The following is a 14755-nucleotide window of genomic DNA, read 5'->3' as shown; positions in this document are numbered from 1 at the left end:
CCGAAAATGCTAGGGTTCTAAAGACAAAGCTACCTGTCAGCAGAGCCCTAGTCTTTTTATTCCTTAAGCAGAAGCATGACTACGAAACGGTAAAGGAGACAGTCCATTGTTGACCAAAGAAAATCCGTTGATCTATTCGTTCGAAAATATGGATAAGTATTATTTTTTTGATGTGAATAAAAATAAAATTATCAATGTCGATGAGGAAACTTATCAAATTATCAACGATCCTGACGCGGTACGTTCAAGCCAGCATCCGGTTATCCAAAAATTAAAGGATCAAGGCTATCTGTCAAACAACCGCGTAGAAGAAATAAAGCATAGCAATGGAAAAATGCTTGATGAGCTTTTAGGCTATAATTTAAAAAAAATCATTCTTCAAGTCACCCAAAATTGTAATTTCAGATGCAATTATTGTGTGTATTCCGGGTCTTATGTAAATCGGGTACATAGCAATAAACGGATGGATTTTGCCACTGCCCAAAAAGGAATAGATTTTCTGATCGAGCATTCTAAGGATGCCAAGGACATCGATATCAGTTTTTATGGCGGCGAGCCGCTGCTGGAGATGAACCTGATTATTCAATGCATGGACTACGCGATAAAAGCGGCAGAAGGGAAAAACGTTTCTTTTAGTCTGACCACAAACGGCAGCCTGCTCAATGAAACTAATGTGAAGAGATTGCTGGGCTACAATTTGAGAATTACCGTCAGTATGGATGGGCCTCAAGAAATTCATGATAAGCACCGTACGTTTGCCTCAACCGGTTGCGGAACCTTCAATGCTGTATATGATAACATCAAAAGAATTGTGGAAAAGTACCCGGACATCAAAAAAAATCTCTCCTTTTCTATGGTTATGGACCCAACAGCACAATTTAATTGTCTGGATGATTTCATCGCCAGTGAAGAAGAATTTTTCAATGAATCAGCGGTGATCGGAAGTTTTGTATCTAATAATTACCGGAATGACCGCGTTCAATTCAGCGAAAATTTTGTAGGGGAATGGGAATACAGCAAATTTAAATATTTGTTGTTTGTATTGGGCAAGGTTTCCAAAGCGAACAATTCACAATTAATCAGAGCCGCCTACCGGGAGCATTTTGAGTATATCAGCAACTCGCACCGGAATATTGCCCCATTAGCCAAACAGGATCACCATTCCGGACCTTGCGTACCGGGACAAATCCGGTTGTTTATGAGTACGGATGCCCACTTTTATCCATGTGAGAGGGTTAGTGAGACATCGGATATTATGAGAATCGGCAATATTGAAGAGGGGTTCTTTTTTGACAAAATAGAAAAATTATTGAATGTAGGACAACTTACGGAAGAAAGCTGTAAGGAGTGTTATGCATTCCGGAACTGCAGAGTATGTGCTTCATTGTCCGATGATGGAAATCAACTGAGCAAGGAAGCAAAACAAAAAGCCTGCCGGGATGTCCGCTACAATTTTGATGAAATGCTGAAGGACGTATGTACCCTAAAAGAATGCGGATTGAAAAAAGAAATGGTTCAGAAGATTACAGGATAATGATTTGGAGGGAAGTATGTTGAATAAAGAAAGTGTATTAATTTATCCTTACGACTCCCATTTTACTCCCTTGTTAAGAGACAAAGGTTTTGTTGACCATTATAGCGATATTCAGCTTTCCTCTTTACCGGGATGGGGGTTATGCGGCAAGGATGCCAGCTATGCTGATGGCGGCGGATTCCTTGGCATTACGGTGAGTCAGGAATTTGATCAGATTTTGGGTGGAATTGATACTGTAATCTTTGCTGAAGCCGACAATTCATATACGCTGGAAAAGAACATCTATCCCAAACTCTTGAGTGCAATTGAAGCAGGGAAAAACATTATTACCCTAATTCCATTGAATGAAAAATTAGAAGAAGTACAAGAAAAGTGCGGGAAGAAGGGCAGCTATTTTATAAATTATGGAGACGATCATCTGGGTCATGCAGATTTCTTAAATGATCTGGTGTTTGGACAAAAAGAAATTATAGATTGTACTACCCCGATCCTTGCAGTCGTTGGAATAGCCGAGAACACTCATAAGTTTCAATTGCAATTGGATCTAAAATCCGCCTTTGAAAATATGGGTTATAAAGTGAGTGTGGTTGGTTCCAGATCATATTGTGAATTTTTGGGGTTTCATTCGTTTCCGGGGTTCATGAAAGAATTAATCAGTGAGTCAGATAAAATCTTGTGCTATAACCGGTACATCAAACAGATTGAATCCACTGAGGAGCCTGACTTAATTATCGTAGCCGTACCTGGCGGCTTTATGCGCTATAACAACAAAATCACCAATGGCTTTGGAATTACGGCATATGAAATTTTTCAGGCGGTTGTTCCCGATGCTGTAGTAGTAAGTCTGTTTCACGAGAAGTATACAGCAGAATATTTGGATGGAATTATAAATTCTATCAAATATAAATTCGGCTTGGATATTGATGCCTTGAATATAACCAATAGGCAGATTGATTGGGTCGAAATGACGAACTCTAAGCCAAGTTCTGTAAACACATTAACGCTTAATCAAGATTTTATGCAAAAGAGTATTGAGGAATGCAGTGTTGTATCTTCAGTACCTGTATTTAATATTCTGGATAAAGGAGATACGGCGAAAATTGCCGGTTTAATTGTAGACAAATTATCGGAAGCTGAAATGGCAGTCAATTTCTAGAAGCTTAATTATTAGACATCGCAAACCGCCAGGAAAGGGATGGTACACTTGGGGATTATAAGCCAGGAAATCACTGTTAAAGAAATCGCAGAGTCGCTGGATAAAATATTAAAGAGCAAGCTGCTGATTGATACCGATTTATGGGGGCAAGACAAATATAACCGGAATTTTCTTGAACGGGACGTGAATATGAAAGCAAGGCATCTGCTTAAATTATATATTGAAATTGAAGAAAATTTCGGGATTTCTATTCCGGAAAAAGATATTGTTTCGGGCGGATTCAACACCATATCCAATATTTCTGCAATTATTCTTCGGGAAATGAAAAATAAAACTACTAGGTAGTGGTAGTGGGATGAAAGGGCACAATCCGATAGATGTCTGCCTCATTGATGACGGAGTAAATGAATACCCGTTTCAGATTGGCACTCTAAAATATAATAAAGAAATAAAAGGTAATTTAAAAATTATCGATCGAAAGCATTATGATAAGCATTTAAAAAGCCACGGTACGATTTGTGCAGGAATCATAAAAAAATATGCACCGACCGCCAGACTCTCCAGCGTTAAGATTTTAAATGAAAAAAATAACCGCAAAGGCACAACCAAACAATTGATCACAGCATTATACTGGTGTCTGGCTAACCATATCAAAATCGTCAACCTCAGTTTAGGGTCAACCTACTTTTTGGATTTTGCTGCCATTCGGGATTGTGTAAATGAAGTGGCGGAACAAGGCCTTATTATGGTAGCCGCATCTAATAATAACGGCCTCTTTACTTTGCCGGCCAGTTTAACCAATGTAATTGGAGTCAAAAGTTCTGACGACCTACACTCCAATCCATATGTTTTTGATCCTTATCCTTATGATGGAGTAGATGTGATTACAAGCGGTAAACATTCTATTCCATCAGAACAAGGTGAAGTTTTTGAGACGAACAGTTCCAACAGTTTCGCTGCTCCTTTTATAACCAGCAGAGTTCATGGGATACTCACTGAGAATCCCTTTTTTACTGTGGAAGATATCAAAAAAGAACTTTATACTCGTTCAACTGCAAATGAAAGCAGCTATAACCCTTACTTGATTATTAATACAGATTGTATGATGAAAAAAAAGGAATACAGTATAACTGCCGTAAAAGATGGTGTTCATGAAATAAGAATGCTTTCACCAGGGAACTTGAACGGGAGCGATCCAAAAGTTAGGCTATGGAGCAGTGAATTTTACGGAGCTTATATCCATAAGTTGCTGAAACAAATGAAAACGGTTGATCCTCCTGTTCCTGTAATATTAATTAGAGGTTACTTAAAAAAGGAATTCTCAATTATCCTTAATCATTTTTTCCATAAGGATAAATTTTACTCGGTGATTGTTTCAGATCATTCTCCCGATATCTTTGACGGGTTCGAATATTTATCTGAAGGTATCGGCTGCTCAGAATTTTTCGGATTCATTCACCAAAAATACAAATGTGATGTAATTATTTTTGCAAGTGAAGCCTCTGATTCAGAAGACGTTGAACATTACCAGTTTGATATTACAATTCATCTGTTGGAAAGAAATGCTTCGCATAAAAAACATTTTGTTTATGAATATAAACCACAAGAGGAAATTATGGATGTTTCGGTATATGCAGATCAGAAGTCATTAAGCAAAGACGTTAGAACCACTTATAAATCCATTCAAAAAGTATTAACAAGTTGAAGGAAAAAGGCCGGGAACCCATATATGGGCTCCCGGCCTTTTTCTATAAAGTAATCAGCGTGTATCCGTTGCCCGGCTGGGAATGGCCAGCCGTCCCTCGCTGCTGCGCAGCGTCAGCTTGGCGAGCTGCACGGCAACTGTGGTTGACAGCACGGCCAGCAGGGTGCCGCCAAGCATGTCAGTCAGCCAGTGAATGCCAAGATAGAAGATGCCGAACACTATAATGACTGCGGACACGGTCGTGATCGCTATCCAGCGGCGGTTGCCGGAGCGGAAGGCGAGCAGGGCGGTGGATACAGAGATTGCGGTGTGCAGGCTCGGGAAGCAATTGTCCAGACCTGAGAGAGGCCTGTACTCCTGCTCAAATCTCGGGAAGACATCCAGCATGGTAAACCGGACGCCTGCCGGCACATAGGACCATACTTCATTCACCGGGAAAAAGAGATAAAACGGAATAGCAATGGCATAGTTGAGGATAATCGCATAGCAGGTTGCGTAGAGCATGACGCGGTTCTTATCCAGCAGGTAGACCCCCAGAGAAGCAGCCAGCACGGCTTGAAGCATAAAAATGTAGAAGAATACAATGATTGGCGTCAGCCAGGGAGCAAAAAACAAATGCTGCAGATCCCTGACAAAATGGCCTTCAAGCCCAAAAACGAAAGACGTGTAATCAGAAGTAATATGAAGCTTCCGCTCAATTTGCAGTTCGTATTTATTCACGGCCAGCACACCGAACATTCCTGCTACAAGCAGCAGAAATTTATATGAGTGGATAAGTTCCTTTCCGATCTCCACAAAAGCCAGCAGAGGATTGCGACGGGCACCTAGCCACATCAATACAGCTACAATTACAACGGTGTACAGCACTACATAGTTCATAGATTGGTAAAGCAAAACAATCGAAGCCTCCTTGATCCCGCATGTAAAGTCAGATGAATCCAGTTTACCATATTTTCAGGAGCAGGATTCGATTATATTGAAATTTTAGGATTTATGTAAATTAACCCCGAATATTCCACCGAATGCAGCAATTCCCGCAGCTGCCAGAACCCACAAGCAATCGATGCCGGCAGGAGCACTGTCCAGCGCCAGAAAGCCAATCAGCAGAACAATAATACCGTATAACGCTCCCGTGATCCCCCCGTGATACCAGCCTTTGCCGGGGGCTCTCCGTCCTGCAGTCAATCCGCCGAAGGCAGCGGCAACACCGTGTACGATATAAGTGTACATAGTAAGATCCTGTTCTTCCAGTCCGCTTCCCCAGAGTAAAAGGGAGAGAACCATCGCCCCCAGCAGCATCCACAGAAAAGCGCGGCATAAGCCTGATAACACTGGACTCGATATCCTCCACGAGAATAGACGCCGGATTAAATACATGGTACGACCTCCTAAAAGTTTTTAGTACACAAGGAATGATTACTAACTATTGTATGGGGGGGCTTGCCCCAATAGTACACGAAAGGGGCTTTGAGCCCTTTTTACCATTAATTAATAAGCCGTCTGCCGAATGTTCCCTTGGTTGAGGGGCCAGAATAGGGGTACATTAATTTGCCCGCGGCGGCGGGTGACCACTGGAAGGAGAGCGAAGAGAATATGTTCCAGCATATTTCAGCCCATATCTTTTTGACTGTGCTGATGTATATCTTCATTTTCCTGTGCATGCGGATTATGGGCAAACGGGAAATCGGCAAGCTCTCGGTATTTGATTTGACGATCTCCATCATGATTGCCGAGATTGCCATATTTTCTATAGAAGATATTGAACGGCCGATTTATGATGGATTGGTGCCAATGGCAACATTGGTGCTGATTCAGGTCCTGGTGGCGCAGTTCAGCCTGAAGAGCAGAAAGCTGCGGCTCCTGATCGACGGCAAACCCAGCATTCTGATCTCCAATGGCAAGCTGCATCGCGGGGAAATGCGCAAGCAGCGGTATAATATTGACGATCTGCTGCTCCAGCTCCGCGGACAAAATATCGACAGTCCCGCCGATGTGGAGTTTGCAATCCTGGAAACCAGCGGACAGCTTACAGTTATTGAGAAGAACAAGGGGATATCCTCCAGCAATCAGAGCGGCAACAGCAGTTCAACTGCCGAAGCCAGAGATAAGGCCAAGCCTTCCGGCGGGGACGGCGAAGGTCGCGTTAAGCTTCCAAGCCATAAAATCAGATATGAAGGCCTGCCGATTCCGCTTATCATGGACGGCAAGGTTCAGGATCACAATCTGGAAATGATCGGCAAGACGCGATTCTGGCTGAGGACCCAGATTCGCCAAAAAGGCGTGTCGGACTTCAAGGATGTGTTTCTCTGCTCCATTAACCATAAGGGAGAAATTTATGTAGACCGTCTGGATATGCCTTGAAGCTTCAGCGCCGTTTTTTGATAAAAGGTACCCGGTCCAAATCCCGGATGGAGATTAGGCCCGATAGCAGGCAGATTCCGAAATAGAGCGCCATCCCGCTGCCGGCGGCGAACAGGAACTGGGCCCACTGCGCAGGGGCGATTGGCACAGAGGTATAGATATAAGACATTCCGGCAGCCATGATAATCATCGCAGCAAGTGTCTTGAGCAGATCGGCCAGCCTGATTGACAATGATATCAGCCGGACCAGGCTGTACCCATGAAGCATAGTCACCAGAATACTGTTGATGATAATTGCGATGATCGCCCCGTAGATGCCATACTCGGGCTGTGAGGCAAGCAGAAGGATAAGCACGATTTTGACGACCGCTCCAATCAGTGTGTTGACCAGTGCCCTGCCGGGGCGCTCCATAGCCTGCAAGGCAGCCTGCAAAGGTGCTTGGACATATAAAAACAATGCAAAAGGGGCCATCATCCGCAGCATCGGAGCCGTGTCGGCATTGCCGTACATCAGCGTACAGAGCGGTACGGCAAAAATGTACATAACCGCAGCAAACGGGGCGCCGGTTACCATAGCCAGGCGCAGCGCCTGGTGCATTCTTTTGTGAATCGTGGGCAGATCACGGCGCGCCGAAGCTTCCGACAAGGAAGGCACAAGCGATACCGCAAGCGAAGAGCTGAGCACCCCCGGCAGCAGCAGCAAAGGAATCACCATCCCCTGCAGTGACCCGTACTGTGCGGTAGCGGCTGCCGTGGCAATTCCGGCGAGGGCAAGACTGCGGGCGGTGATAATGGATTCCAGCAGATAAGAGAACGAACCCACCAGCCGTCCGGCAGTGACGGGCACGGAAATTCGGATCAGCCGCTTGAAGATGGAATGGCTTTTGGCAGAAGCGGCTGTTTTTTCCTCGTTTTCCGGCGCAGGGTCCGGTGTGCTTGCTGTAGGAGATAAGTCTGCTTTCTTGTCCCTTTTTACGATATAATAATATTGCCACAAGAGCGCCAGCATGCCGACAATCTCTCCAACCGTTACACCCAGCATGGCTCCTGCCGCCGCATAAGCAACCCCTCTGGGAAGCAGCAGCCAGGAGAACCACAGCATAAAAACAATCCGGATGACCGATTCCAGGACCGAGGACAGCGCCGAAGGAATCATGTTCTGTCTGCCTTGAAAATACCCCCTGTAGATCGCAGAAACGGCAACAATAGCAATCATCGGTGTCATGCTGACAAAGGTGTAATAGACACGGCTGTCTGTCAGAATCACATTGGAGACCCAGGAAGCGCTGAACAATGCGAGCAGCGTGAAAAAAACACCAAGTCCAAGACTAAGGGCCAGTCCGCTGTGCAGAATCCGCCGGGATTCCTCGGGGCGTCCTTCTCCTTCGGCTTCAGCGACCATTTTGGCAATGGCCAGCGGAATTCCGCCGGTGATGATCGTAATCAGCACAATGAAAAACGGATAGCCGAGCTGATACAGGCCTACCCCCTCGGCGCCGATCACACGCGGCAAAATAATTCGCGGAATAAAGCCGAGCATCCGGTTAATGATGCCTGCGGCCAGCAGTATCAAGGTTCCTTGAATAAAGCTCTGTTTCCTCAAAGGGCACTCCTTCTTCCCACAAGTAGTCTCTCTTACATTGATATGCGGATGATAGGCTTTTCCATGACAAGCTTTATCCGTGACAACTTTTCAGCCGGAAGAAGGAAACAAGGGAAGTCTGGTCGAATACCTATTTGTGAACATGCATAAGCGAGCGATCTTTGGAGGTGTCAACACGTGGAATCGGAAGAGTGGAGTTATGAACAGCTTAGTGATGAAATCGAAGCCATGTGCCGCAGCAAAGCGGAGGAATTTCGGCTCCTCGGCTATGAATATGTAACGGGCAAGGATATCTGGGACTGCGTCAGCCGCAATTATGACAAGGAAGGCAGACCCGCCCTGCATAAGCTGGTGAATGATATCTATTCACTCAAGGCTAATAGTTATATGAACTATTTGACTATTGCCGCTTATCGCGGTTTGAACGTATAAAAAGGAACGATTTACTTTTGCAAACAGGTTCAGGAAGCGTTAAAGTAAGAGAAGAGCATTCAGCATTTCCTATGATAAACGGATGGCATGCCGCTTGAGCAGAGCCGGCCGTTTCTTTGTGTGAGAACCGTAACGTCATTTCTGCCTGAATTGACGGTGATTTCGCACGTAGCTATAATAGGAATATTGAGTAATGAAAGGGGAACTAGCAAGAGCATGAAGAGAATGTTGAGCTTTATTATTACCGTGCTCGTATTAACCGGGGTTATGGTATTTACAACTCCCGGGCTGCTGGACAAGGTCCGTCTGGGGCTTGACCTGAAGGGCGGCTTCGAGATTCTGTATCACGCCGAGCCCATGGAGGCGGGAGCAGAGTTATCCCGTGCTTCGCTGCAGAAGACTGCAGAGAGCCTGGAAAAACGGGCGAACGCACTCGGAACAAGCGAGCCTGAGGTTACTACAGAAGGAACGGACCGCATCCGTCTGAAGATCGCGGGCGTTACCGATGAGGCCGAAGTCCGCAAGAAGATGAAAGAACCCGCAGTTTTGACCTTCCGCAGCGCTGCTCCGGGGGATCCGCAAGGCACCTTCAGCAAGATTGAGCTTGTAGGGAGTGACTTTGTTGAGGGAGCGGCGGAGGTTCAACGCAACAATCTGAATCAGCCTGAGATCAGCATCAAGATCAAAGACAAAGACAAATTTGCGGAAATTACCAAGCGTTTGCTTGGTAAAGAAATGGCTATCTATCTCGATGATCAGCTGTTAGGTAATCCGCCAGTCGTTAGAGCGGTATTAACAGACGGCACTGCTTCAATCTCCGGTAATTATACTATTGATGGAGCACGCGAACTGGCTGATACCATTAACCTTGGTGCTTTGCCGCTGAAGCTGACGGAGAAATATTCCCAAAGCGTTGGCGCAACCCTCGGTAAACAGTCTCTTGACCAGACCATCAAAGCCGGACTTGTAGGCTCTATAATTATTCTGATATTCATGATCGGCATGTACCGGTTGCCGGGTCTTCTGGCCAGCTTCGCGCTGATCCTTCATACCTGGCTGCTGATTGCGGTATTCGTCGTTGCCGACTTTACCTTGACTCTCCCCGGTATCGCCGCATTTATTCTCGGTATAGGGATGGCGGTCGATGCCAATATCATTACCAATGAACGGATAAGGGAAGAAATGCGCAACGGCAAGAGTATTTTGTCTTCTGTCAAGGCAGGGAACAAAACCTCTTTCCGCACAGTTATGGACGCGAACGTAACCACTATTATCGTTGCGGCCGTAATGTTCGCTTTTGGTACGGGTGCGGTTAAGGGCTTTGCCCTGATCCTGATCGTGGAAATTGTGCTTAGTATCGTGACGAACCTTTATTTTGCCCATTGGCTGCTTACCGTGCTGGTCAAAGCCGGCGCTCTGAAAAAGCCGAAGCAATTTGGGGTAAAGGAGAGTGACATCCGTGCGCTTTAAGAAAGAGCTTGATTTCGTACATCTGAGCAGATTTTTCTATATTTTCTCCATTGCAATTACGTTAGCCGGTCTGATCTTTCTGGCAACCATGGGTCTGAATTACAGCGTTGATTTCAAAGCAGGCTCCAATGTGGACGTGGCGCTGTCGAAGAACATCACGCTGGAGCAGCTTAAGCCGGCTCTGAAGGAACTGGGCATCTCCCATGAGCCGGACATTACCTTAGGTGAGAACCGGGTGAACATCCGTTATGATGAAGTGCTTGACAGTAATCAGGACGAGGCTTTGAAAGCTGCGGTAACCAAGCTGGATGACAAAGCTTCCTTCGAGATCAACACCGTCGATACGGAAATGGCCAAAGAGCTGGCGCGCAATGCCATCTATTCGGTTCTAATCTCTTGTCTCGGGATTATCATTTATGTAAGTATCCGTTTTGAATGGCGGTTTGCCTTGGCTGCGATCGTGGCGCTTGTGCATGATGCTTTTATCGTCGTAGCTGTCTTTTCGATCTTCCGCCTGGAGGTTGACCTGACCTTCATTGTCGCGGTGCTGACGATCATCGGTTATTCGATCAACGATACGATTGTTATCTTTGACCGGATTCGAGAGAATCTGCGTTTTGGCAAGCAGAAGACCTATGAGGATCTTAAGGTGCTGGTTAATAAAAGTGTGGCCCAGACGCTTATGCGCTCTCTGTACACAGCCTTTACGGTATTTATTGCCGCGTTCTTCCTGCTTGTTATGGGTGGAGAATCGATCAAAATGTTCTCGCTTGCTATGGTTATCGGTTTGCTCTTCGGAGCCTACTCATCGATCTTTATCGCAAGTCCGCTCTGGCTGCTGCTGAAGAAACGCCAGAAGCAGCCCGTGAAGAGCAATCCGGCGAAAGCCTAAAGCCGTCACACCCGAAAAGCCGCGTCAAAGACGACGCGGCTTTTCGAAATCTTTGGAGTGGGATGTCAGGGCGGAGCGGTCATCATGAGATACTTGCTAGTGGTAAGGAGGGCCTCGTAATGAATGACAAACAATCACCGCAAAGTGATAAAATGGTCTGGACGGGGGTTGCCAGTGATCTTGCGCTGGCTGCAGCCAAAGGAACCATGGGTTATCTTTCAGGCAGTAAGGCATTAATGGGCGATGCGTTATATTCAGGATCGGATGCAGCTGCCAAGCTGGCAGAGATTCTTCCGTTTCCGTGGCGCAGGGAACCAGAGAAGAAGAACAGGATAGCACCACGCAATCCCCAGAATAATAAAGGACCGATTATTGCCATACTTTTTTCCGTGCTGATTTTGATGGGGGGATTGCAAATTGCCTTCTCGGCGATTCGGGATCTGACCAGAGGACATCTGTCCGCACCAGGGCAGACAGCACTTATCACCGTTCTCATCTCTATTGTTGTGAAAGAGGCAGTTTTTCAGTACCAGTACCGTTATTTCAAAAAATTGGGCGATGGCAGTCATGCCGCATATGCAGATAACCACCGCTTCAGTCTATATACTTCTATCACTGTATTTATCGGGATATCACTGGCCATGGCCGGAGGGGCGTTCAACCTGCATCCGCTGCTGTACATGGACCCCATCGCAGCCCTGTTGACCGGATGTCTTATTATCCGCAAAGGCTATTCGCTTATAGCAACTTCTGTGTATGGCAAGAAGCTTCAGGAGCTTCCTTCCGAGGAGGCTGCAGGTTTCATTGAAACGGTACAGCGCGTACATGGTGTAATCCGTGTGGAATATCTGCAGGCTCTGGAGCAAGGGCGTTATGTAAATCTGCAGGTCAAAATCAGTGTGAATCCGCGCATCACAGTTATGGAGGCCCAGGACATTTCGGAATGTGCCAGAAAGCTCCTGCAGCACCGTTTTGTCCATGTGGGCGAGGTTCATATGGATGTTGTGCCGTATGATCCGGGTTATCCTTACAAAAGCAACCATGAGCTTGTAGATAATGAAATCCCTACGCTGCTTCAGTAGCCCGCTAAGGGAGAAAAAGGTGAAATCAATTGCTCCATTCAAAATCAAGATGGCAATCTCCGGAAGCCGATCCTGAAGTAGTCCGGAATTTGGCCCAGAGCCTTTCGGTTTCTCCACTCTTGTCGTCGCTGCTTGTCAAGAGAGGCATGGACACGCCTGACAAGGCGCTTCTGTTCATGGAGGGCGGGGAAGGCGAAGGGCATGACCCCTTCCTGCTTAAAGGGATGGCGGAAGCGGTTCCCCGAATCAGAAAGGCGCTGCAGGATGAAGAACATATTCTGGTATATGGCGATTATGATGCGGACGGAGTGTCCAGTACTGCGCTGATGATCTATTTGCTGCGCTACCTGGGCGCTTCTTTTGATATTTATATTCCACACCGAGCAAATGAAGGCTACGGGCTGCATAATCATGCTCTGGACTGGGCGAAGCAGCAAGGTGTATCGCTTATCATCACTGTAGATACCGGAATCAGTGCGTACCATCAGATTGCTTATGCAAATGGGCTGGGAATGGATGTGATCGTGACGGATCACCATGAACCGCCGGAGCTTCTGCCTGAAGCGTATGCCTTAATCAATCCTAAGCTGCCGGACTGCCCATACCCGTTCAAGGGATTAGCAGGAGTCGGAGTGGCATACAAGCTTGCTCAGGCGCTGCTTGGGGATAAGGTTCCGGTGGAATGGCACGAAATCGCTGCCATCGGCACGGTTGCTGACTTGATGCCGCTTCAGGACGAGAACCGGAGTATTGTGCGCAAAGGCCTCTCAAGCATGCGGAACTCCCCCTTCCCTGGTATCCGGGCCCTGCTTGGGGTGAGCGGAATCACGATGGAGACCGTAAGTGCGGTGAATATTGCTTTTGGCATGGCACCGCGCATCAATGCCAGCGGCCGTCTGGATCATGCCGGGCGGGCAGTTACTCTGCTGACTACGGAGAATCCGGATGAGGCTGAAGAGCTTGCCGGAGAGCTGGATTTGCTCAACAAGGAACGCCAGCTGGTCGTCGAAAGAATTGTAACGGAAGCTGCCGCCATGCTGGAGCTGCAGATTCAGCAGGATAAGCTGCCCGATATCATCGTGCTTGCCCAACAGGGCTGGAATGTCGGGGTAGTGGGCATCGTTGCCTCCAAGCTGCTGGAGCGTTATTACCGGCCGGTGATTATTCTGGATATTCACCCGGAGACAGGCATGTGCAAAGGGTCGGCCCGTTCCATTCCGGGTCTGGATATCTATGAGGCATTATCCTCATGCGCAGATTTAATGGATCATTTCGGCGGTCACCCGGCTGCTGCGGGCATGAGTCTCCATCAGGATAAGCTGGAAGAATTTGCAGCGGCATTAAATGACTATGCCGCTAAGGTACTGACGCCGGAGCATTTCCTCCCCGTGACGGAGGCTGACGAAGAGGCGGCCATTGCCGATTTGTCGCTGCAGGCCACGCTCGAAATGGATCGGCTGGCTCCATTCGGTATGGCTAATCCGGTACCAAAATTCATTGTCCGCGGCGCAGCTGTCAAAGAAACCCGCAAGATGGGGCAGGACGGCAAGCATTTGAAGCTTGTCCTCCAACAGGACAGCCATACGATTGAAGTGGTTGCCTTCGGCAAAGGAGGGCTTGCCGAACTGCTTCCGGGCGGAACGCTGATTGATATTCTGGCAGAGCTGTCGGTGAATGAATGGAACGGCTCGCGGAAGCCGCAGCTCATGCTGCAGGATTTGGCCGTGCCGAAGCCACAGCTCTTTGATCTGCGCGGTGCAGCGGATGCGGTGAAGCAGGCTGCACAGCTTCATGAGCTGCTCAAGCCTTATAGCGGTGTTAAGCCTCTCAGAACAGCGGCGGTCTTCCAGAACAGCCGTTTATCCCCTATGGGCGCTCTTCAGGGCATGTCCCTTTGGGTATATGATGAAGACGCTGGAATCTCCCCGGTTCGGCATCATCCGGCGGATTCAGAAGATGCACAGATATCTTTGCTCTGTCTGCTTGATATGCCCGAAACGCCGGAGCAGCTTGATGCGCTGCTTGCTGCGTTCCCGCAGGCGGACAACATTGCCCTGCTGCATTCGATCCGGGATGGCCGTGACCGGCTGCAGATGCCGACACGAGACCATTTCAAAGTACTTTATAAATCAATAGCCGCTCTAGCGACGGCTCCGGTTCCCGAGCATGAGCTGCTGCTGCGGCTTACCCGGCAATCTTCCATGGGGATGCGGATGCTGGCCAAAATGCTCGACGTGTTCGAGGAGCTTGAGTTCATAGACCGCAGCCGGGGGACGATTACGTTTGTTACGCAGCCCTCCGCTAAAAGCCTTACAGCTTCACAGCAGTTTGTGAGGCTGGGCAAAACTGCCGAAATGGAGCAGTATTTCATGGAGAGCAGCCGCAGTGAGCTGCAGGAGTGGATGTTATCCCGCCGCCTGGAGGTATCCCGGGTGGGATAATGCGGTATGCTTCCGATGCAAGTTTGTCCGAAGATCATTCAGTGAGGTAACGCTCACAAACTAAGCGTATGCTTTCGAA

General features: G+C 47.5%; 13 protein-coding genes. 10 read left to right on the top strand and 3 right to left on the bottom strand.

Annotated features, from left to right (window positions below):
- Positions 1 to 106: 106 nt before the first annotated feature.
- Genes ccpM through PRIO_RS34105 form a run of 4 tightly spaced genes read left to right on the top strand, consistent with a single transcriptional unit; the run spans position 107 to position 4395 of the window.
- Positions 107 to 1534 carry a Cys-rich peptide radical SAM maturase CcpM gene (gene ccpM / locus PRIO_RS26150; protein WP_052741522.1) on the top strand — a complete coding sequence of 476 codons (1428 nt, stop codon included), beginning with the start codon at positions 107 to 109 and terminating at the stop codon, positions 1532 to 1534.
- Positions 1535 to 1550: 16 nt separating this feature from the next.
- Entirely contained in the window at positions 1551 to 2690 is a 1140-nt protein-coding gene (locus PRIO_RS26145; RefSeq protein ID WP_046505402.1) for a TIGR04066 family peptide maturation system protein, read from the top strand.
- Positions 2691 to 2738: 48 nt separating this feature from the next.
- Positions 2739 to 3035 (top strand): hypothetical protein, encoded by a 297-nt coding sequence (locus tag PRIO_RS26140; RefSeq protein WP_046505398.1) that lies wholly within the window; start codon positions 2739 to 2741, stop codon positions 3033 to 3035.
- 10 nt (positions 3036 to 3045) lie between these two features.
- The gene (locus PRIO_RS34105) at positions 3046 to 4395 is read left to right on the top strand and encodes a S8 family serine peptidase (protein WP_052741521.1); all 1350 of its coding nucleotides are present in this window, start codon (positions 3046 to 3048) and stop codon (positions 4393 to 4395) included.
- A 54-nt stretch (positions 4396 to 4449) separates the two neighbouring features.
- Here the strand turns inward: PRIO_RS34105 and PRIO_RS26130 are convergent, their stop codons facing one another.
- Both PRIO_RS26130 and PRIO_RS26125 read right to left on the bottom strand, forming a co-directional pair.
- On the bottom strand, positions 4450 to 5274 hold the full coding sequence (locus tag PRIO_RS26130; RefSeq protein WP_020427890.1) for a phosphatase PAP2 family protein: 825 nt from the start codon (positions 5272 to 5274) through the stop codon (positions 4450 to 4452).
- Positions 5275 to 5379: 105 nt separating this feature from the next.
- The gene (locus tag PRIO_RS26125; RefSeq protein ID WP_039787573.1) at positions 5380 to 5772 is read right to left on the bottom strand and encodes a TIGR04086 family membrane protein; all 393 of its coding nucleotides are present in this window, start codon (positions 5770 to 5772) and stop codon (positions 5380 to 5382) included.
- 216 nt (positions 5773 to 5988) lie between these two features.
- Here PRIO_RS26125 and PRIO_RS26120 point away from each other — a divergent pair, with 216 nt between their 5' ends.
- Positions 5989 to 6756 carry a YetF domain-containing protein gene (locus PRIO_RS26120; protein ID WP_020427888.1) on the top strand — a complete coding sequence of 256 codons (768 nt, stop codon included), beginning with the start codon at positions 5989 to 5991 and terminating at the stop codon, positions 6754 to 6756.
- Positions 6757 to 6760: 4 nt separating this feature from the next.
- On the opposite strand, the gene spoVB is transcribed toward PRIO_RS26120, so the two are convergent.
- Positions 6761 to 8359, bottom strand: coding sequence for a stage V sporulation protein B (spoVB, locus tag PRIO_RS26115; RefSeq protein ID WP_046505395.1), 1599 nt, complete (start codon positions 8357 to 8359; stop codon positions 6761 to 6763).
- 177 nt (positions 8360 to 8536) lie between these two features.
- Here spoVB and PRIO_RS26110 point away from each other — a divergent pair, with 177 nt between their 5' ends.
- The 5 genes from PRIO_RS26110 to recJ all read left to right on the top strand — a co-directional run bounded on the left by PRIO_RS26110 (position 8537) and on the right by recJ (position 14676).
- A complete protein-coding gene (locus PRIO_RS26110; RefSeq protein WP_039835880.1) occupies positions 8537 to 8791 on the top strand; it encodes a post-transcriptional regulator in 255 nt (84 codons plus the stop codon).
- 216 nt (positions 8792 to 9007) lie between these two features.
- Positions 9008 to 10261, top strand: a complete 1254-nt coding sequence (gene secD, locus PRIO_RS26105) for a protein translocase subunit SecD (protein ID WP_020427884.1) — start codon at positions 9008 to 9010, stop codon at positions 10259 to 10261.
- Positions 10251 to 11153 (top strand): protein translocase subunit SecF, encoded by a 903-nt coding sequence (gene secF / locus PRIO_RS26100; protein ID WP_020427883.1) that lies wholly within the window; start codon positions 10251 to 10253, stop codon positions 11151 to 11153. Before secD ends, secF begins: the two co-directional genes overlap by 11 nt.
- A gap of 119 nt (positions 11154 to 11272) precedes the next feature.
- Positions 11273 to 12235, top strand: coding sequence for a cation diffusion facilitator family transporter (locus PRIO_RS26095; protein ID WP_020427882.1), 963 nt, complete (start codon positions 11273 to 11275; stop codon positions 12233 to 12235).
- 29 nt (positions 12236 to 12264) lie between these two features.
- A complete protein-coding gene (gene recJ, locus PRIO_RS26090; RefSeq protein WP_039787568.1) occupies positions 12265 to 14676 on the top strand; it encodes a single-stranded-DNA-specific exonuclease RecJ in 2412 nt (803 codons plus the stop codon).
- Positions 14677 to 14755 lie beyond the last annotated feature (79 nt).

This window comes from Paenibacillus riograndensis SBR5, from assembly GCF_000981585.1.
Taxonomy (GTDB): domain Bacteria; phylum Bacillota; class Bacilli; order Paenibacillales; family Paenibacillaceae; genus Paenibacillus_AQ; species Paenibacillus_AQ riograndensis.
Note: the sequence above shows the minus strand (reverse complement) of the source record. Positions and strands in the feature narration are given on the sequence as shown.

Excerpts from the sequence above, each read along its gene's own strand:
- PRIO_RS26145 (WP_046505402.1), top strand. The coding sequence starts at position 1,551 with ATGTTGAATAAAGAAAGTGTATTAATTTATCCTTACGACTCCCATTTT.
- PRIO_RS34105 (WP_052741521.1), top strand. The coding sequence starts at position 3,046 with ATGAAAGGGCACAATCCGATAGATGTCTGCCTCATTGATGACGGAGTA.
- PRIO_RS26130 (WP_020427890.1), bottom strand. The coding sequence starts at position 5,274 with ATGAACTATGTAGTGCTGTACACCGTTGTAATTGTAGCTGTATTGATG.
- PRIO_RS26125 (WP_039787573.1), bottom strand. The coding sequence starts at position 5,772 with ATGTATTTAATCCGGCGTCTATTCTCGTGGAGGATATCGAGTCCAGTG.
- PRIO_RS26120 (WP_020427888.1), top strand. The coding sequence starts at position 5,989 with ATGTTCCAGCATATTTCAGCCCATATCTTTTTGACTGTGCTGATGTAT.
- secD (WP_020427884.1), top strand. The coding sequence starts at position 9,008 with ATGAAGAGAATGTTGAGCTTTATTATTACCGTGCTCGTATTAACCGGG.
- PRIO_RS26095 (WP_020427882.1), top strand. The coding sequence starts at position 11,273 with ATGAATGACAAACAATCACCGCAAAGTGATAAAATGGTCTGGACGGGG.